Origin of the sequence: Streptomyces sp. NPDC002574 (assembly GCF_042889545.1) — a bacterium.
Taxonomy (GTDB): Bacteria; Actinomycetota; Actinomycetes; order Streptomycetales; family Streptomycetaceae; genus Actinacidiphila.
The window spans coordinates 42,071-59,591 of sequence record NZ_JBIARB010000009.1 but is presented as its reverse complement, the minus strand read 5'-3'; the positions used below and the strand labels follow the sequence as shown (position 1 = coordinate 59,591).

Genomic DNA, 17,521 nt, shown 5'->3' with positions numbered 1-17,521 from the left:
GCCTCCTCGAGGGTACGGACATCACGGCACGACAGGGGCGGGCGGTTCACGGCGCGCCCGGAGGGACGAAGGGAAGGCCGGGCGGGGGCCCGGACTCGATGAGGCGGAGCAGGGCGCCGGTGTCGGCGTGCTCCTCGACGAGATCGCCGAGACGGTCGAGCTGCTCCTCGCGCAGCGCCGCGAAGGCCGTGTCCGGCGCCGGGACGAAACGCCGTCCGGAGGCCTCGGCGACGCGGCGCAGGAAGGCGCGGCGGAAGCCGTCGCTCTCCAGGGAGCCGTGCCAGTGGGTGCCCCATACGGAGCCGGTGCGGCAGCCGTCGAGAAACGGTTCGTCGCCGCCGCGGACGTCGGCGACGCCGTGGTGGATCTCGTACCCCTCGACGGTCTCGCCGTAGGCCTTGCCGGACGGCCGGGCCAGGGTCTTGCCGGGCGCGAAGCGCACCCGTACCGGCAGCAGGCCGAGGCCCGGCACGAGACCGGCCCGCGACTCGACGGGGTCGTCGACGGACTCGGCCAGCATCTGGAAACCGCCGCAGATCCCGAGGACCGGTCGGCCCTCCGCCGCGCGGCGCACGATCGCGTCGGCCAGCCCGCGACGGCGCAGCCATTCCAGCGCCTTGACGGTGCCCCGGGTGCCGGGCAGGACGACGAGGTCGGCGTCCGCCAGTTCCTCGGGCCGGTCGGCGAAGCGCACGACCACGCCCGGTTCGGCCGCCAGGGCGTCGACATCGGTGAAGTTGGACATCAGGGGGACCGCGGCGACGGCGACCCGCAGCACGTCCTCGCCGTGCGGCGGCGCGGTGTTCGACTCGCGCACGGTGCCGCGCAGCGACATCCGCAGCCCGTCCTCCTCGTCGATGCCGAGACCGTGCTGATACGGCAGGACACCGTAGAAGCGGCGTCCGGTCAGCCCGCGCAGCATCTCCAGCCCGGGTTCCAGCAACGAGACGTCGCCGCGGAACTTGTTGACGAGGTAGCCGCAGACCAGCTCCTGGTCCTCGCGGCTCAGCAGCGCGGTCGTGCCGAAGAAGGACGCGAAGACCCCGCCCCGGTCGATGTCGCCGACGACGACCACCGGCAGTCGCGCGGCCCTGGCCAGGCCCATGTTGACGATGTCGCCGTGCCGCAGGTTGATCTCGGCCGGGCTGCCCGCGCCCTCGCAGATGACCGCGTCGTGCCGGGAGCGCAGCTCCTCCAGGCAGGCGGTGACGGTCTCCAGCAGTTCCGGGCGGCGCCCGTTGTGGTAGCCGCGCGCGCTCATCTCGCCCACCGGGCGGCCCATCAGGACGACCTGGCTCGTGCGGTCGCCGCCCGGTTTGAGCAGCACGGGGTTCATCAGCGCGGACGGCTCCACGCGCGCGGCCTGCGCCTGCATGGCCTGCGCGCGGCCGATCTCGGCGCCCTCGCGCGTGACGTAGGAGTTCAGCGACATGTTCTGCGCCTTGAACGGGGCGACGGACACACCCTGCCGGGCCAGCCAGCGGCAGATGCCTGCGGTGACGACGCTCTTGCCGGCGTCCGAGGTGGTGCCCGCGACCAACAGCGCGCCGCCGCTCATGCGTTCCCCCTCCGGGCGAGCCGGCGCCAGGCCGGCCGGCAGCCGACCGTTACCGCCAGGGCCAGCAGGCTCACGCGCCGCGACAACCGCACCGCGCGCTCGATGTCCGCCACCTCCACCGCCCGGTTGCCGGCGCCGAGCACCGGCCGGTGCTCGATCCGGCCCCCGTACGCAAGCGTCCCCCCGAGCCGTACGCCGAGCGCCCCGGCGAACGAGGCCTCCACGGGACCGGCGTTCGGGCTGGGGTGCCGGCCGCCGTCCGCGCGCCAGGCGCGCCAGGCGCCCCGCCGGTCGGGGCCCGCCAGCACGGTGAGCGCGGCCGTCAGCCGGGCGCCGGGGAAGCCGGCGACGTCGTCCAGCCGGGCCGATGCCCAGCCGAACCGGCGGAAGCGCGGCGACTTGTGACCGACCATCGCGTCCAGGGTGTTGATCGCGCGGAAGCCCACCAGCCCCGGCACGCCGCCCAGCGCGCCCCACACCAGGGCGCCCACGACGGCGTCGGAGGTGTTCTCGGCGACCGACTCGACGACCGCCCGGGCCAACTGCCGCTCGTCCAGGGCCTGCGGGTCCCGCCCGCAGAGGTGGGGCAGCCGGGCCCTGGCCGCCGCGGTGTCCCCGGCGGACAGAGCGGCGCCGATCGTCCGTGCCTCGCGCGCCAGTGACGTACCGCCGAGCACCGCCCACGTCGCGGCCGCGGTCAGGGCCACGGACACGGCGGGTGAACGGCGTACGGCGCGTGCGGTCCCCGCTGCGGCCGCTGCGGCGCCCCCGGCGCACAACGCGGTGTACAGGGCGCCCCGTCCGCGGTGGTCGTGCCACAGCGCGCGCTCCAATGCGCCTGCCGCGCGCCCGAAACCGGCGACGGGATGTCCGCGTCGTGGGTCGGCGAGTGCGAGATCGGCCAGCCAGCCGAGGACCGCCCCGGCGGCGAAGACCGACGGCCCGGCAGGGCCGGCGTCGGGTGTACGGCGGCTGCCGCCCATCGCTGGTGTCCTCACTCAGGGTCCGCGCCCTGGCTCGACGTGACCGGCGGTGAGAGTCTCCTGGCTCCCGGATCGGCGGCACCCCCGGCCTTCCAGCCCGTGGTACGGGCCGTGGCCGCTGGTGGAGGCGCGCTCCCCGGTGACAGTGGCGGGACCGCGCCGGATTCGCACCGGACTTCCTCTCCTGCCGCCGTGTGGCGGTTCCGATACCACCACGCGCCGATCCGGCCCGTCAACTCACCCCGTAGCGGCCCGGAATCGCGGAAACCCCAGCTCACAACCGGAAGGGCCGGGAGCCGGGGCCGAGTTCGCGCCGCGTCGCGCGGTGTCAGGCGACGATGAGGAAGATCCCGTACGCCACGGCCGCCGCGCACAGCGCGAAGCACGCGTACGCGCCCGTGCGCACCACGGCGCCCTGGCCGGCGCCGGTAGCGGACGGCCGGGACAGGCCGACGATGCCGAGGGTGAAGAGGCCCACGAGGCCGACGGTGGCGGCGAGGCTGACGCCGAAGACGGAGCCGAGGGCAGCCCAGTCGATGTGCATGCTGCTGTGTCCTTCCGGGACCGGTGGGGCGGGTGCCCGCCGTCAGGCGGTGGCCTTGGCGGGGTCGGCGTCGGCGGGCGGGGTCACGGGGCCGAGGGGGCCCGCGGGCGGCGGCGTCACGGCGGCGACGGCCGCGGTGACGATGCCCGGCTCCCCGGCGTCCGTGCGGTCGTCGTTGACGTTGGTGTGGTCGACCGGCCTGCGGCGCGCGGCCACCCAGATCGCGGCGCACACGGCGAGCGCCAGCACGGCGACCGCGGTGACGCCGGCATCGCCCTGGTCGGCCAGGAGCGCGGCGCCCGCCGCGACCAGGCCGGCGGCGGGCAGGGTCAGCGCCCAGGCGGCGGCCATGCGGCCCGCGGTGCTCCAGCGGACGACACCGCCCTTGCGGCCCACACCGGCGCCCATGACGGAACCGGAGCAGACCTGCGTGGTGGACAGCGAGAAGCCGAGGTGCGAGGAGGCCAGGATGACGGCCGCGGCGCCGGTCTGGGCGGCGAAGCCCTGCGGCGGCTGGATGTCGGTGATGCCCTTGCCCATGGTGCGGATGATCCGCCAGCCGCCGATGAACGTGCCCAGCGCGATGGCCAGGCCCGCCGAGACGATGACCCACAGCGGCGGGTCGGAGTCGGGGGCGACGACGTCGCCGGCGATGAGGGCGAGCGTGATGACGCCCATCGTCTTCTGCGCGTCGTTCGTGCCGTGCGCGAGGGAGACCAGGCCCGCCGAGGCGATCTGGCCGGCCCGGTAGCCCTTGGCGGTCGCGGCCGGGTCGCTGCCGCGGCTGATGCGGTAGGTCAGGCGGGTCGCCAGCAGCGAGGCGACCCCGGCGACGACCGGGGCGCAGACGGCCGGGACGAGGACCTTCATGACGACCGCGTCGCCGTTGACCGCCCCGAACCCGGCGGACGCGACGGAGGCGCCGATCAGCCCGCCGAACAGGGCGTGCGAGGAACTGGAGGGGAGCCCCGCCAGCCAGGTCAGCAGGTTCCAGACGATGGCGCCGACCAGCCCGGCGAAGATGACCTCGGGCCTGATCCCGGCGGTCTCGTCGAGGATCCCCCCGGAGATCGTCCTGGCGACCTCCACCGAGAGGAACGCTCCGACGAGGTTCAGCACGGCGGACATCGCCACCGCTGTCCGGGGGCCCAGTGCGCCGGTGGAGATGGTGGTGGCCATCGCGTTGGCGGTGTCGTGGAAACCGTTCGTGAAGTCGAACACGAGCGCGGTGATAATCACGATTCCGATCAGGAGCGTGATGTGTTCCATGTACCCAGGCATTCGTTCGATCCGACAGCGGCGGTGGCGACCGTACGGAGTCTGAGTGAACGGAAAGTGAACGGTGGGGATCCATGGAGTGCTGGGGCTCCGGGGGTCCTGTGCGCTGCCCGGGGCCACGGCCTCCGCGGGCCGTGCCCGCGTCCGCGGGAGCCCCGCAGGGGAGACGCTTCTCACCTCGCCGGGGCCCGACCGGACCCCGGCGAGGGAGCCGTCAGTGGCGCCCCGAGATCCGGTCGGCCGCCCGGGCCAGGGAGTCCGTCTCGGCGCTGCGGCCGGACTGTTCGCGGCGGTCGGCGGCGCGGTAGGCCGCGTAGAGGCCGTGCACGCCGATCCAGCGGAACGGTTCGGGCTCCCAGCGGCGGACCCGGTGGTGCACCCAGGGCAGGGCCGTCAGCTCCGTGCCGTGCCCCTGGCCCGAGTCGAGCTGCACCAGGTCCCGCAGGGTGCGCGCCGCCAGGTTCGCCGTGGCCACGCCGCTGCCGACGTAACCGCCCGCCCAGCCGAGCCCCGTCGAGCGGTCCAGCTCCACCGTCGCGCACCAGTCGCGCGGCACGCCCAGCACGCCCGACCACGCGTGCTCGATGCCGACCCGCGCCGCGGCCGGGAAGAAGCGCACCAGGATCGCCCGCAGCGCCTCGACCGTCTCCGGCCGGGTGCGCCCGTCGTTGTCGGTGCGCGAGCCGAAGCGGTACGGCACCCCGCGGCCGCCGAGGGCGATGCGGTCGTCGGCCGTGCGCTGCGCGTACATGTAGGCGTGCGCCATGTCGCCCAGGGTCTCGCGGCCCTCCCAGCCGATGGTGTCCCACACCTCGGCGGGCAGCGGCTCGGTCACCACCATCGAGGAGTTCATCGGCAGCCAGGACCGCTTGTGGCCCTTGATCGCCGCCGTGAAGCCCTCGGTGCAGCGCAGCACATAGGGGGCGCGCACGCTGCCGTACGGCGTCAGCGCGTGCTTGGGCCTGATCTCCGTCACCGGCGTCGACTCGTGGATCACCACGCCGAGCGCCTCCACCGCCCGCGCCAGGCCCTGCACCAGCTTCGCCGGGTGGACGCGGGCGCCGTGCGGCGTCCACGTGCCGCCCGCCGTGCCCGCGACACGCACCCGGCGGGCGGACTCGGCGGCGCCCAGCAGCAGCCGGTCCTTCTCGCCGAAGGCGACCTCCGCCTCGTGGAAGGCCCGCAGACGGGCGAGTTGGGCGGGGGAGTGGGCGACCTCCAGGACACCGCCCTTGTGGACGTCCGCGTCGATGCCCTCCTCCGCCGCGACCCGGATCACCTCGTCCACGGTCTCGTTCATCGCCCGCTGCAGGGCGATCGCGGAGTCCCGGCCGTGCAGGGCGGCGTAGCGGTCGCGGCCGGCGATGCCGTTGTAGAGCCAGCCGCCGTTACGGCCGGAGGCGCCGTAGCCGCAGAAACGCTGCTCCAGGACGACGATCCGCAGGAACGGCACGGCCTTCTTCAGGTAGTAGGCGGTCCACAGGCCGGTGTAGCCGCCACCGACGATGCACACGTCGGCCGTCGTGTCGCCCGGCAGCGGCTCGCGCGGCACGGGGAGGCCGGACTTCGCGTACCAGAAGGAGATGCCGCCGTTGACGGTGGTCATGGTGCCCCTGCAATTCGTAAGGGTGATCGGTCTGCGGTGTGCCGGGACGCTACTGTGCCCCGGGAGTGTGCGGCAACGCCCAACCTGTCAGGATCAGCGCCCGGAGGTGGCACGGATGTCGGTGCAGGACACGGTGGGCAAGGCCTGGTCGGAACTCGTGGACACGGCCCGGCGCTCCGTCGCCGACGGACTGGTGGTCGGTACGTCCGGCAATGTCTCCGCCCGGGTGGGCGGCGACCTCGTCCTCGTCACCCCCAGCGGCGTGCCCTACCACCGGCTCGGCCCCGACGACACGGTCGGCGTGGACCTGGCGGGCCGGCAGGTGCTCGGCACGCTCCGGCCGACCAGCGAACTCTCCATGCACCTGGCGATCTACCGCAACACCGACGCCGGCGCCGTCGTCCACACCCACGCCGTGCACGCCACCGCCGTCTCCACGCTGCTGTACGAACTGCCCGCCATCCACTACATGGCCGCCGCGCTCGGCGGGCGGATCCGCGTCGCCGACTACGCCACCTACGGCAGCGAGGAACTGGCCGCCAACGTGCTGCGCGCGTTGCGCGACCGCACCGGCTGCCTGCTGCGCAACCACGGCACCATCGTCTACGGCGACGATCTGGAGCAGGCCTACGACCGCACCGCGCAGTTGGAGTGGATGTGCCAGGTCTGGCTCGCCGCCCGCTCCGTGGCCGGGTTCTCGCCCTCCTTGCTGTCGAAGATCGAACTCGCCAGGGTCGCCGAGAAACTGCGCCAGTACGGGCAGCCCGGCGCCGAGGACGGCCTGCCCGGCGCCCTGGACGGCCGCGGGGACGGCGCCGAGGACGGCCCGGAGTAGCTCCCCGGACGGCGCCCAGCACTGGCCGCCCCGAACACCCGCCCCGACACTGGAACGGATGCGCCTCACGACCGCCGCGGCCCTGGCCGCCACGACAGCGTTCGGTGCCGGTGCGGCCGCGGTGGCGGCCGGGCGGCACGTGTCGGAGCTTGCCCTGAAGCCGCGCACCGACGGCCCCGACCCCGAGTCGCTGACGGTGCACTCGGCGACCGACCGCGAGGTCACCCTCACCCGGACCCTCGGCGCCGGCCGGCGCGGGATCCACGGCATCACCGGCCCCGGCGTGCACGCCACCGTCGGCGACGTCCTGTCCACCGCTCCCGACTCGGTGACCCGGCGGCTGCTGCGCGTGGGGCAGGGCGCCCTGGCCGCGGGGCAGCGGGTCCGGCTCACCCCGCAGGTCTACGACGGCGACCCCGCCTCGGCGCTCGGCCTGGCGTACCGGGACGTCGAGATCCCCGGCGAACTCGGCCGGATGCCCGGGTGGCTCGTCGACGGCGCCCGCGACACCTGGGTGGTCCTCGCGCACGGTCTCGGCACCACCCGCGAGCACGCCATGGTGGTGCTGCCCACCCTGCACGCGCTGCGGCTGCCCGCGCTGCTGCTCGCCTACCGCAACGACCAGGGGGCGCCGCGGTCCCCGGACGGCATCGGGCACCTCGGCGACTCCGAATGGCGCGACCTGGACGCGGCCATGCGCTACGCGGTCCGGCACGGCGCGCGCCGCCTGGTGCTCTACGGCTGGTCCGCCGGCGCCACCATGGCGCTCCGGGCGGCGTGCGACTCCCCGCTGCGGGCCCTGGTCGCCGGCATGGTGCTGGACTCCCCGGTGCTGAACTGGCAGTGCACGGTCCGCGCCGCCGCGGCCGCCCGGGGCACGCCCCGCGCCCTGCTGCCGCTGGGCGTACGCGCCGCCGAGGGCCGTACCGGCCTGCACGCGGAACGCATCGCCGAGGCCGCCGCGCCCGGCCGGTTCAGCGTGCCGACGCTGATCTTCCACGGACCCGGCGACACCCTCGCGCCCTGGGGTCCGTCCCGTGAACTCGCCCGCCTCCGGCCGGATCTGGTCATGCTGTACCCGGTGGACGACGCCTCGCACGCGGCAATGTGGAACGCAAACCCACAATCCTACGAGGAGGCCGTCCGGCGCTTCCTCACCCCCCTCCTGTAGCCTCCCCGTTTTCTCTCGTGCGAGAGTGAATAAATGGGTATATCCACTGGCAAACCGTACGACCCCGGGTGGCGGAGGGGGACGCTCGTTTGGGTTTCCGGGTGCTCACCCGCAAGACTGCTCCCGTGACGTCCCGTATCCCGCGAGACACTCCGCTGCGTCTCGTTCCGCGCAGGCCCCTGGCCGCCGCGCGCCGTGTCGCCGCGACGCGCCGAAACCGCCCGCCGAGGCCGCCGGAGGGCATCCCGGCACTGCCGGAGCTGGCCAGGAAGGCCCGTACCGAACTCGCCGACGCGGTCCGGCTGGCCCACTGGGCCGACCCCGCGGTCGGTGCCGCCCCCGGCACGGCCGGGATACTGCGGGATGCCGACGTCCGACGGGCCGTCGCCGCGCTGACCCTGACGGATCACCAGGTCCGCTCCGCCTGGGACCGGGCCCGGCTGGCCGGCCTCATCGAGCTCCACAAGGGCGGTGCCGCGCGCCCAGGTTGGCGGCTGCGCGCCTGGGACCGCGACGACACCGCCGTGCTGCGCGGCTGGGTCGCGCTCTTCGACGCCTGGTCGCTGGCGCACCCCGCGGCGCTCGATCCGGCGTGCGCCGGCGCCGACCCCGCTCTCGTCGCCGAAGTCGTCGAGGCCGCCCCCCAGTTGCTCTCCCTCCTGCACCTGTCCTCCGGGCCGGTCGCCGTGGAGGCCCTGCTCGATCTGCTCCGCCAGCGGGTCGACGAGCTACGCGCGGAGCGGCACGAGCCCCCGGCCGGCGGCGGCCGTGACGACCTGCCCCCGCTCCTGGACTGGACGCTGGACGCGCTGGCCCGCGTCGGCGCCCTGCAGCCGCGGGACCCGGCCCGCCCCGGCGAGGTCACCATCACCACGCTCGGCAGCTGGGCGGTGTGGGTCAAGCTGGAGCAGATCTGCGTCGCCGCCCAAGGCCCGGCCGGGCACTTCGAGCACTCCGCCGAGGAGATGCTCAAGGCGTGCATCGGCATGGCACCGGGCGCGGCCCGCGACGAGTACAAGGCATGGCTCGCCGCCCGCCCGGTGGCCCAGGCCGTCGCCGAGTTCCTGGACGTGGCCCGCGGCGACGACGCCCTGCTGCGCGGGCTCGCCTTCGAGGCGCTGCGCGTCGTCGGCGGCGCCGCCGAGCCGGCCGTGCGGCACGTGGTCGACGAGCCGGGACTGCGCCCCTACGCCCTGATGTGGCTCGCCGAGCACGAGGGCGCCGACCCCGAGGACGTCGCGGCCCTGCTCACCCGCGAGGAGGCCACCTGGCTGTGGGTGGACACCGCGGCGGCCGTCGCCGACCACGGCGAGAGCCATCTGCTGGTGGGCCACCTCGACGCCGCCCTGCAGGGTTCGGTGTCCCGTCTGCTCGACGAGCTCCGCGTCGCCGGGCACCCGCGCACCGTCCAGGTGCTCGTCGCCCTCGCCGCCGCCCACCCGGACCCCGCGCTCGCCAAGGCGATGCGCCGGGCCGCCTTCCAGGTGCACACCGGCGGGGAGTGACGCCTGCCGCGCCGGCCCGGTCATTCCAGGGCCGGTATCCGCGGGGCGTAGGTGCCGAAGGACCAGAGGTTGCCCTCGGGGTCGCGGGCGGTGTAGTCCCGCGACCCGTAGTCCTGGTCGGTGAGCGGCAGCACGACCTCCGCGCCCGCCGCGACCGCCCGCGCGTGGTGGGCGTCGGTGTCGTCGACCACCACGTAGACCGAGACCGCGCCGAGGTCCCCGGCGATCCGGCTGAACGGGGTGCCCGACCGCTCGCTGCCCAGCATCACCAGGCCGTTGCCGTAGGCGAGTTCCGCGTGCAGTACGGTGCCGTCGCCGCCCTCGTGCACGGCGACCTCCGTGAAGCCGAAGGCGTCCTTGAGGAAGGCGATGGCGGCCCTGGCGTCCTTGTACCGCAGCGCCGGACAGACCGTGGGCGCGGCTCCGTTGCCTGCCATGACGATCACTCTCCCCTTCGGAAACGTCTCCGCCGATGTGACGTGGATCTCACGTGGATCTCAGTCTGGCAGGGGGGTACGACAACGGCCCTCGCACTGGCGGAACCCGCGGGGAGGCGGGCCGGAGCGGGGCTCAGCGGAAGGTGTCGCAGCCGTCCAGGTTTCCGGTCCGCAGGCCCGTGCCGAACCACTGCTGCCGCTGGGCGGACGAGCCGTGCGTCCACGAGTCCGGGTCGACCCGCCCCTGCACCCGCGACTGGATCGCGTCGTCCCCGACCGCTGCCGCCGCGTCCAGGCCCTGCCGGATGTCGGCGTCGGTCAGCCCCGTGATCAACGTGCCGCCGGTCTCGTCGCGGGTGGTGGTGGCGCGGCGGGCCCACACGCCCGCGTAGCAGTCCGCCTGCAGCTCCACCCGCACCGAGTCGCTGTTCGCCCCCGTGCGGCCGTCCTGCGCAGAACCGAGGGTGCCCGCCAGGTCCTGCACGTGGTGCCCGTACTCGTGGGCGACGACGTAGCTCTCCGCGAACGGGCCTCCCTCGGCCCCGAACCGGCGGCTGAGCGTGGCGAAGAAGTCCAGGTCCAGGTAGACCTTGCGGTCCGCGGGGCAGTAGAAGGGCCCCGACGAGGGGTCGGCCACGCCGCAGCCCGTGCGGACCGGCTGGTCGAAGAAGACCGTCGGCGCGGGCCGGTAGACCGCGCCCCGGCGCCGGAACTCCGCCGTCCAGTAGTCCTGCACGTTGTTGATCACGGCGACCATGCGGCAGTCCTGCCGGGTGCTCGGGTGCTGGCGTCCGCCCCCGTCCGGCAGCCCGACGCGAGGTTCGGCCCCGAGCCGGCCCCCGGCGCGCGGGCCGGCGGGTCGTCGGAGAGCCCCAGCCGGTCCGGGCTGATGCCGAAGATCAGCCCCACGACGACCACGACCAGCCCCGCGATGCCGCCCCCTACCATCCGCCCGCGCCCGCCGCCGGACGAGCCGCCCCGCCGGTCCTCGACCTCGGAGCTGTCGAGCGGCGCGTCGTCGTCGAACTGCATACCCCCGATTATCTGCCGCGGCCCTGCTCGGCGCAGGCGCGCCTTCCGGCCCCGGCGGCCGGAAACCGTTTGCCGGGCCACCGCGGCGCCCCCGGTAGACTGGACGCATGGCAGTACTCCACGCGCATTAGACGGCCGTCGCAGACCGCGACCCCTCCGCCTGCACGTCGCCCGCCACCCACCACCCACGACGCGCTGGCGCGGCCTTCCCGATAGCCGTCCGCCACGCCCAGGAGCCCTTCCCGTGATCACTGCCACTGGCATCGAGCTGCGCGCCGGAGCCCGCGTCCTCATCGAGTCCGCCTCCTTCCGCATCGCCCGCGGCGACCGCGTCGGCCTGGTCGGCCGCAACGGCGCCGGCAAGACCACCCTCACCAAGGTGCTCGCCGGCGAGGGCATGCCCGCCGGCGGCAGCGTCACCCGCGCCGGTGAGGTCGGCTACCTGCCGCAGGACCCGCGCACCGGCGACCTGGACGTCCTCGCCCGCGACCGCATCCTGTCCGCCCGCGGCCTGGACACGGTCCTGCGCAAGATGCGCGAGAACGAGGAGCGGATGGCCAGCGGCAAGGGCGCCACCCGCGAGAACGCGATGAAGAAGTACGCGCGCCTGGAGACCGAGTTCCTCACCAAGGGCGGCTACGCGGCCGAGGCCGAGGCCGCGACCATCGCCGCCGCCCTGAGCCTGCCCGACCGCGTGCTCGCCCAGCCGCTGCACACCCTCTCCGGCGGTCAGCGGCGCCGTGTGGAGCTGGCCCGCATCCTCTTCTCCGACGCCGACACCCTGTTGCTGGACGAGCCGACCAACCACTTGGACGCCGACTCGATCCTGTGGCTGCGGGACTTCCTGAAGACCTACCGCGGCGGCTTCGTCGTGATCTCCCACGACATCAACCTGGTCGAGACGGTCGTCAACAAGGTCTTCTACCTGGACGCCAACCGCTCCCAGATCGACGTCTACAACATGGGCTGGAAGCAGTACCTCACCCAGCGCGAGGCGGACGAGAAGCGCCGCAAGCGCGAGCGCGCCAACGCCGAGAAGAAGGCCGCGACCCTCAACGCCCAGGCCGACAAGATGCGCGCCAAAGCGACCAAGACCGTCGCGGCCCAGAACATGGCCCGCCGCGCCGACAAGCTGCTGTCCGGGCTGGAGGCGGTGCGGCAGTCCGACAAGGTCGCCAAGCTGCGCTTCCCGGACCCCGCGCCCTGCGGCAAGACGCCGCTCACGGCGACCGGCCTGTCGAAGTCGTACGGCTCCCTGGAGATCTTCACCGACGTCGACCTGGCCATCGACCGGGGCTCCCGGGTCGTCATCCTCGGCCTCAACGGCGCCGGCAAGACCACCCTGCTGCGGCTGCTGGCGGGCGCGGAGCAGCCCGACACCGGCGAGGTCGTCCCCGGTCACGGCCTGAAGCTCGGCTACTACGCCCAGGAGCACGAGACCCTCGACCCGGACCGCACCGTGCTGGAGAACATGCGCTCCGCCGCCCCCGACATGGACCTGGTCGCCGTCCGCAAGATCCTCGGCTCGTTCCTCTTCTCCGGCGACGACGCCGACAAGCCCGCGGGCGTCCTGTCCGGCGGCGAGAAGACCCGTCTCGCGCTCGCCACCCTCGTCGTCTCCAGCGCCAATGTGCTGCTGCTCGACGAGCCGACCAACAACCTCGACCCGGCCAGCCGCGAGGAGATCCTCGGCGCGCTGCGCACGTTCACCGGCGCCGTCGTGCTCGTCACGCACGACGAGGGCGCGGTGGAGGCGCTCCAGCCCGAGCGGATCATCCTGCTGCCCGACGGCGTCGAGGACCTGTGGGGCAAGGACTACGTGGACCTCGTGTCGCTCGCCTGACCCTCCGGCGCGGCTCCGGGGGAGCCGTCCGGGGGCCCGTCGACGCGCGGCCGATCATCCGTGTGGATCAATCACCTGGATCATTCGGCCGACGGGTGATCCTTCATTGGTGTGAGACCGGCTCGTACTCCGGCGCGCCGACGTGCGATCCGTCGAACGGCGGAGTCGATCAGCCGCGTCACATGGGGAAACTCCTTACCGACCTTGGTGACCTGCCCTTTCTCAGGCGGTTTCGGAAGGGTCGCGCGGCCCGCGCGGCGGAATGCCCGATTTCGCCTCCCGCGGCGCCCGGCTTCCACGTCAACAGGGGTCCGAATGTTGTTGCACGGACCTTGCCGAATGGGTGGCCAGGAAGTCTCCTAGGGGTGATCATGAGAGTCACAGAGCGCACTTCCCTAGAGGAGGCACGGGTGGCCGAGACTCTGAAGAAGGGCAGCCGGGTGACCGGCGCCGCGCGCGAGAAGCTCGCGGCAGACCTCAAGAAGAAGTACGACGGTGGGGCAAGCATCCGAGCACTGGCCGAGGAAACCGGCCGCTCCTATGGCTTCGTCCACCGCATGCTCAGTGAGTCCGGCGTGACCTTGCGTGGTCGCGGCGGAGCCACACGGGGCAAGAAGGTTTCCACGGCCTGACAGAGGTCGGCGCCTGGCACAGCGGTATGCAGTGGTCCGAGGACATGACAGGGCCACCCGGTCGCGGAAATGGCCGACCGGGTGGTTACTCTTCGGTAATCAAGTCTGCGGATCGCTCGGAGGTGCCCGATGTCTGACCCCACAGTGCTGCTGGAGCGTGACGGTGTACGGCTCACGGCGGACGACAGTGTCGCCACCGTGACGTTGTGCAACCCGGCCAAGCGGAACGCCCAGTCGCCCGCGTTGTGGCGGGCGCTGGAGGAAGCGGGCCGGCTTCTGCCGGGCAGTGTGCGGGTGGTCGTGCTCCGCGCGGAGGGACTGTCCTTCTCCGCCGGACTCGACCGGCAGGCCTTCACGCCGGAGGGATTCGACGGCGAGCCGTCGTTCATCGATCTCGCCCGTGCGTCCGAGGGCAAGCTCGATGCCACGATCGCCGAGTACCAGTCGGCGTTCACCTGGTGGCGGCGCAATGACATCGTCACGATCGCCGTCGTCCAGGGGCACGCGATCGGTGCCGGCTTCCAGTTGGCTCTCGCCTGCGATCTGCGCGTCGTCGCCGACGACGTGCAGTTCGCGATGCGCGAGACCGGCCTGGGCCTCGTCCCCGACCTGGGCGGCACCAAGCCGCTGACCGAACTGGTCGGCTACGCGCGGGCCATGGAGATCTGCGCCACCGGCCGCTTCGTCCACGCCGACGAGGCCGTGCGCACCGGCCTGGCCAACATCGCCGTCCCGGCCGGCGCACTCGACGCCACCGTCAACGACCTCGCCGCCGCCCTGCTGGCCGCGCCGCGCGACGCCGTGATCGAGACCAAGGCGCTGCTCCGCGAGGCCTCCGGCCGTGCGTACGACGAGCAGCGCGCCGCCGAACGGGCCGCGCAGGGCCGCCGGCTGCGCGACCTCGCGGGCGCCGGGGAGTAGCGGCCGGGCCCGGTCACGTCCAGCCCCCGGCTGTCCTCAGCCGGGGGCGATGTCGGTGACCACGACGGTGGTGACGTCCCCCGTCACGGCCGTCACGGCTGTGGCGACCGCGCGCGCGACGTCCCGCGCGCGGTGCCCCGCGTCGACGGCGATCTGGACCCTGGCCGGATGGGCCTGCCCGCCCAGCCGCGCGGTGAGCCGGGCGACCCCCGGCACCGCGGCGGCCGCCGCCCGCGCCGTGGTGGAACCCGGCGCCCTGTCGTCGGCGGTGGAAGCGGCCGGAGGTTCCGACCGGTCGTCCTGCGGGGGCGGTTCGGGCCCGTCGGCGTCCAGCAGCCCGGTGACGGTCAGGTCGACCGCCGCGGGCTCCAGCCCGACGCCGTACTCCGCGGCCTCCCACAGCGCGTCACGCAGCCGCAGCGCCGAGTCCGGCAGGGGCAGTTCCGGCGTGGCCTCGAAGTCCCCCTCGATCCGCAGCGGCAGCCGTGCCAGCGCGCCCGGGGGCGCCGACTCCGGTACGGGCGCGGCCGCTTGGTCCGGCCTCGCGGCACCGATGCGCAGCCGCCCGAGCCGTACCCCCGGTACCCGCGCGGCGGCCGCCCGCAGCACCGCCGTCGCCGCGCTCTCGGTGACCCACAGCGTGTCCCCGGCGTCCCCCAGCGGCAGGACCCGGCCGAGCCCGAGTTGCCGGCGCACCGCCTGCGCCAGCCGGTCCGCGGTCATCGGCGACTCGCCTCCCTCCACCCCAGGGCGTGCGCCCGTGCGCAGCCGTCCTCGCCCGGTCGCCGCATCCTCACGGCGCGACGGGGCATGCCCACATAGTGTGGTGCACGGAGCAGCCCGAACCGCTCCCGCCATCGGAAGGTCGAAGGGACGAGGTGGGATGACCGAGACCGTGCAGCAGGGCGAGGGCAGGGGCAGGACACTGGAGAAGGGCACCAGCCCGGGCGCTTCGGCGACCGGCCGCAGGGCCCCGCTCGGCGACCCCGCGACCCGCGGCCGGACCACGATCGCGGACGGGGTGGTGGAGAAGATCGCCGGACTAGCGGCCCGCGACGTGGAGGGAGTGCACGCCCTCGGCGCCGGCATCCCGCGCGGCTTCGGCGCGGTGCGCGACCGGGTGCCGGTCGGGAAGTCCGGTACCCGCGGCGTGCGGGCGGAGGTCGGCGAGGTGCAGGCCGCGCTCGACCTCGACATCGTCGTCGACTACGGCGTGTCCATCGTGTCCGTCGCCCACGCCGTGCGGGAGAACGTGATCGTCGCCGTCGAGCGGATGACCGGCCTGGAGGTCGTCGAGGTCAACATCGCCGTCGGGGACGTGAAACTGCCCGACGACACGGACGACGACGACCAGGAGCAGCGGGTTCAGTGACATCGGCGCCGGACAACGGCAGCAGGACAGGGAGCGGACCATGAGCATGGCCCTGATCGGACTGATCGTCGGAATGGCGCTCGGCTTCGCCGGGTACTTCGGCGGCTTCGCCGCCTTCCTGCTGGTGGCGGCGCTCGGCGCCGTCGGGTTCCTGGTCGGCCGCTACTTCGACGGCGATCTGGAGCCCGGGGAGTTCTTCCGTACCCGCGACCGGCGGCGGTGAGGCGGCCCGATGACGACCGCGGAGCCGGCCAGGACGTCCTCCGTTCCGCTGCTCGCCCCCGCGGAACGCGGCTCGCTGCGCATCGCCGACCGCGTCCCGGCGAAGATCGCCGCGCAGGCCGCCCGTGAGACGCTCGCCGGCGCGCCCGGCCAGGAGCACGTGCCGCGCGGCGCGTTCCCGCGGGCCAGTGTCTCCGTCCACCGCGACCGGATGCACGTGCGGCTGTCCGTCGAACTCGGCTACCCGGTCGACATCGCGGAGGTGAGCCGTGCGGTCCGACGTCATGTCGCCGAACGCGTCGAGGAGTTGACCGGGATCGTGGTGCAGGGCGTGGTCGTGGAGGTGGAACGGCTGCACTCGCAGACCTCGCACGCGGCCGAGGAGGGGAGGGTGCGATGAGCGACGCCGCGCGCACGCGCGAGCCGGAGGCGGTCGTGGCGGGGTCCCCCCAGGTACGGCGCTTCTGGTCCCCGCGCCGCGTGCCCGCCGCCGTCACCGCCTTCGTGGTGCTGGCGCTCACCGGCCTGCTGCTCTACGACGTCGCCGCGGTCCGCGCCGGACGGTCCGCCATGGCCTGGCGCAGGTGGCTCGCGGACGACCTCGCCGCCCGCCCCGTCGACGACCCCTGGATCCTCGCGGCGGGCTCCGTCGCCGTCCTGCTCGGGCTGTGGCTGCTCGTGCTCGCCGCGACGCCCGGGATGCGCGACGTCCTGCCGATGCGCCCCGGAACGGCCCGCGTCCGGGCCGGACTCGACCGCCACGCGGCCGAACTCGCCCTGCGGGACCGCGCGGTGGAGGTGCCCGGGGTGCGCTTCGCCCAGGTCGCCGTGACCCGCAGGACGGCCGCGGTCCGGGCCGAAGTCGCCTTCAGGGAGACCGCCGAGGTGCGGGCCGACCTGGAGACGGCCCTCGCCGAGGCCCTGGACGAGCTGGGGCTGTACCGGCCGCTCGCGCTGTCGCTGCACGTACGCCGCATGGAAACGGGGTGAGCGCGGTGCGCTCCACGGTCAACCGCGTCCTGCTCGCCCTCGTCGGCCTGGTCCTGCTCCTTGCGGGAGCGGCCGTGCTGGGTGCCGGGTCCGGTCTGCTGGACCGGCCCTGGACGGGGCCTCACGACGTCCTGCTCGCCACCGGCGACCGTACCCGGTACACGGACACCTCCTGGTGGTGGCCGGCCGTCCTGACGGCTCTGGCGCTGATCGTGCTCGCCGCCTTGTGGTGGCTGCTGGCGCAACCGCGGGAGCGACGGCTGCGCCGGTTCACCGTGGACGCCGACGACGAGGGCGGGGCGGTCCTGCGCGGCCGCGCCCTGGAGGAGGTCATCGCCGCGGACGCCGCCGAGCTGCCGGGCGTCGACCACGTCGCCGCCGTCCTCGCCGGGACTCCCACCGCCCCGACGGCGCGTCTGCTCCTCGCCCTCGCGCCGCACGCCGTCCCCGGCACCGTGCTGGACGAGCTCGACGGTGCCGTGCTGCGCCGGGCCCGCACCTCGGCCGGACTGCCCGCCCTCCCCGCCGAGGCCAGGCTGCGCGCCGTCAGCCACCGCGCCACCCGGGTCACCTGACGGCGGGCCGGCGCCGC

The 17,521-nt window shown here is 74.2% G+C and carries 18 protein-coding genes, 1 pseudogene and 1 riboswitch; of the genes and pseudogenes, 11 read left to right on the top strand and 8 right to left on the bottom strand.

All coding sequences use genetic code 11. The annotated features are described in order from the left end of the window. Positions 1–46: 46 nt before the first annotated feature. The 5 genes from ACFYXS_RS22795 to ACFYXS_RS22775 form a co-directional block, all read right to left on the bottom strand. A complete protein-coding gene (locus ACFYXS_RS22795; RefSeq protein ID WP_389250975.1) occupies positions 47–1,558 on the bottom strand; it encodes a cobyric acid synthase in 1,512 nt (503 codons plus the stop codon). After that, complete coding sequence (locus tag ACFYXS_RS22790) at positions 1,555–2,541, bottom strand: cobalamin biosynthesis protein (protein ID WP_389250973.1); 987 nt, start codon at positions 2,539–2,541, stop codon at positions 1,555–1,557. Before ACFYXS_RS22790 ends, ACFYXS_RS22795 begins: the two co-directional genes overlap by 4 nt. A 53-nt stretch (positions 2,542–2,594) precedes the next feature. Next, a riboswitch (cobalamin riboswitch) is annotated at positions 2,595–2,724 on the bottom strand. A gap of 145 nt (positions 2,725–2,869) precedes the next feature. After that, positions 2,870–3,085, bottom strand: a complete 216-nt coding sequence (locus ACFYXS_RS22785; protein WP_389250971.1) for a hypothetical protein — start codon at positions 3,083–3,085, stop codon at positions 2,870–2,872. Positions 3,086–3,127: 42 nt separating this feature from the next. Beyond that, on the bottom strand, positions 3,128–4,354 hold the full coding sequence (locus tag ACFYXS_RS22780) for an anion permease (RefSeq protein ID WP_389250969.1): 1,227 nt from the start codon (positions 4,352–4,354) through the stop codon (positions 3,128–3,130). Between the two features lie 223 nt (positions 4,355–4,577). Further along, the gene (locus tag ACFYXS_RS22775) at positions 4,578–5,969 is read right to left on the bottom strand and encodes an NAD(P)/FAD-dependent oxidoreductase (RefSeq protein WP_389250967.1); all 1,392 of its coding nucleotides are present in this window, start codon (positions 5,967–5,969) and stop codon (positions 4,578–4,580) included. 115 nt (positions 5,970–6,084) lie between these two features. Here ACFYXS_RS22775 and ACFYXS_RS22770 point away from each other — a divergent pair, with 115 nt between their 5' ends. The 3 genes from ACFYXS_RS22770 to ACFYXS_RS22760 all read left to right on the top strand — a co-directional run bounded on the left by ACFYXS_RS22770 (position 6,085) and on the right by ACFYXS_RS22760 (position 9,480). Beyond that, a complete protein-coding gene (locus ACFYXS_RS22770) occupies positions 6,085–6,804 on the top strand; it encodes a class II aldolase/adducin family protein (protein ID WP_389250965.1) in 720 nt (239 codons plus the stop codon). Between the two features lie 58 nt (positions 6,805–6,862). Next, complete coding sequence (locus ACFYXS_RS22765) at positions 6,863–7,975, top strand: alpha/beta hydrolase family protein (protein WP_389250963.1); 1,113 nt, start codon at positions 6,863–6,865, stop codon at positions 7,973–7,975. Between the two features lie 125 nt (positions 7,976–8,100). Next, positions 8,101–9,480, top strand: coding sequence for a hypothetical protein (locus ACFYXS_RS22760; RefSeq protein WP_389250960.1), 1,380 nt, complete (start codon positions 8,101–8,103; stop codon positions 9,478–9,480). A 20-nt stretch (positions 9,481–9,500) separates the two neighbouring features. Here the strand turns inward: ACFYXS_RS22760 and ACFYXS_RS22755 are convergent, their stop codons facing one another. Both ACFYXS_RS22755 and ACFYXS_RS22750 read right to left on the bottom strand, forming a co-directional pair. Beyond that, positions 9,501–9,917 (bottom strand): VOC family protein, encoded by a 417-nt coding sequence (locus ACFYXS_RS22755; RefSeq protein WP_389250958.1) that lies wholly within the window; start codon positions 9,915–9,917, stop codon positions 9,501–9,503. 133 nt (positions 9,918–10,050) lie between these two features. Further along, a pseudogene (locus ACFYXS_RS22750) lies at positions 10,051–10,949 on the bottom strand (neutral zinc metallopeptidase). Positions 10,950–11,193: 244 nt separating this feature from the next. Here ACFYXS_RS22750 and ACFYXS_RS22745 point away from each other — a divergent pair. The 3 genes from ACFYXS_RS22745 (at position 11,194) to ACFYXS_RS22735 (ending at position 14,345) form a co-directional block, all read left to right on the top strand. Beyond that, positions 11,194–12,792: an ABC-F family ATP-binding cassette domain-containing protein gene (locus ACFYXS_RS22745; RefSeq protein WP_389250956.1), complete on the top strand. Its 1,599-nt coding sequence runs from the start codon at positions 11,194–11,196 to the stop codon at positions 12,790–12,792. A gap of 410 nt (positions 12,793–13,202) precedes the next feature. Then, positions 13,203–13,424 carry a helix-turn-helix domain-containing protein gene (locus tag ACFYXS_RS22740; RefSeq protein ID WP_018560612.1) on the top strand — a complete coding sequence of 74 codons (222 nt, stop codon included), beginning with the start codon at positions 13,203–13,205 and terminating at the stop codon, positions 13,422–13,424. Between the two features lie 129 nt (positions 13,425–13,553). After that, positions 13,554–14,345, top strand: a complete 792-nt coding sequence (locus ACFYXS_RS22735; RefSeq protein ID WP_389250953.1) for an enoyl-CoA hydratase/isomerase family protein — start codon at positions 13,554–13,556, stop codon at positions 14,343–14,345. Between the two features lie 36 nt (positions 14,346–14,381). On the opposite strand, the gene ACFYXS_RS22730 is transcribed toward ACFYXS_RS22735, so the two are convergent. Further along, complete coding sequence (locus ACFYXS_RS22730; RefSeq protein ID WP_389250951.1) at positions 14,382–15,068, bottom strand: nucleopolyhedrovirus P10 family protein; 687 nt, start codon at positions 15,066–15,068, stop codon at positions 14,382–14,384. Positions 15,069–15,228: 160 nt separating this feature from the next. Between ACFYXS_RS22730 and ACFYXS_RS22725 the strand changes: the two genes are divergently transcribed. Genes ACFYXS_RS22725 through ACFYXS_RS22705 form a run of 5 tightly spaced genes read left to right on the top strand, consistent with a single transcriptional unit; the run spans position 15,229 to position 17,504 of the window. Continuing rightward, complete coding sequence (locus ACFYXS_RS22725; RefSeq protein ID WP_360912352.1) at positions 15,229–15,717, top strand: Asp23/Gls24 family envelope stress response protein; 489 nt, start codon at positions 15,229–15,231, stop codon at positions 15,715–15,717. 40 nt (positions 15,718–15,757) lie between these two features. Then, positions 15,758–15,940, top strand: a complete 183-nt coding sequence (locus ACFYXS_RS22720; RefSeq protein ID WP_319661257.1) for a hypothetical protein — start codon at positions 15,758–15,760, stop codon at positions 15,938–15,940. 9 nt (positions 15,941–15,949) lie between these two features. Continuing rightward, complete coding sequence (locus tag ACFYXS_RS22715; protein ID WP_389250948.1) at positions 15,950–16,339, top strand: Asp23/Gls24 family envelope stress response protein; 390 nt, start codon at positions 15,950–15,952, stop codon at positions 16,337–16,339. Further along, on the top strand, positions 16,336–16,929 hold the full coding sequence (locus tag ACFYXS_RS22710) for a DUF6286 domain-containing protein (protein ID WP_389250946.1): 594 nt from the start codon (positions 16,336–16,338) through the stop codon (positions 16,927–16,929). The genes ACFYXS_RS22715 and ACFYXS_RS22710 overlap by 4 nt, the downstream gene beginning before the upstream one ends. After that, positions 16,926–17,504: an alkaline shock response membrane anchor protein AmaP gene (locus tag ACFYXS_RS22705; RefSeq protein WP_389250944.1), complete on the top strand. Its 579-nt coding sequence runs from the start codon at positions 16,926–16,928 to the stop codon at positions 17,502–17,504. Before ACFYXS_RS22710 ends, ACFYXS_RS22705 begins: the two co-directional genes overlap by 4 nt. Positions 17,505–17,521 lie beyond the last annotated feature (17 nt).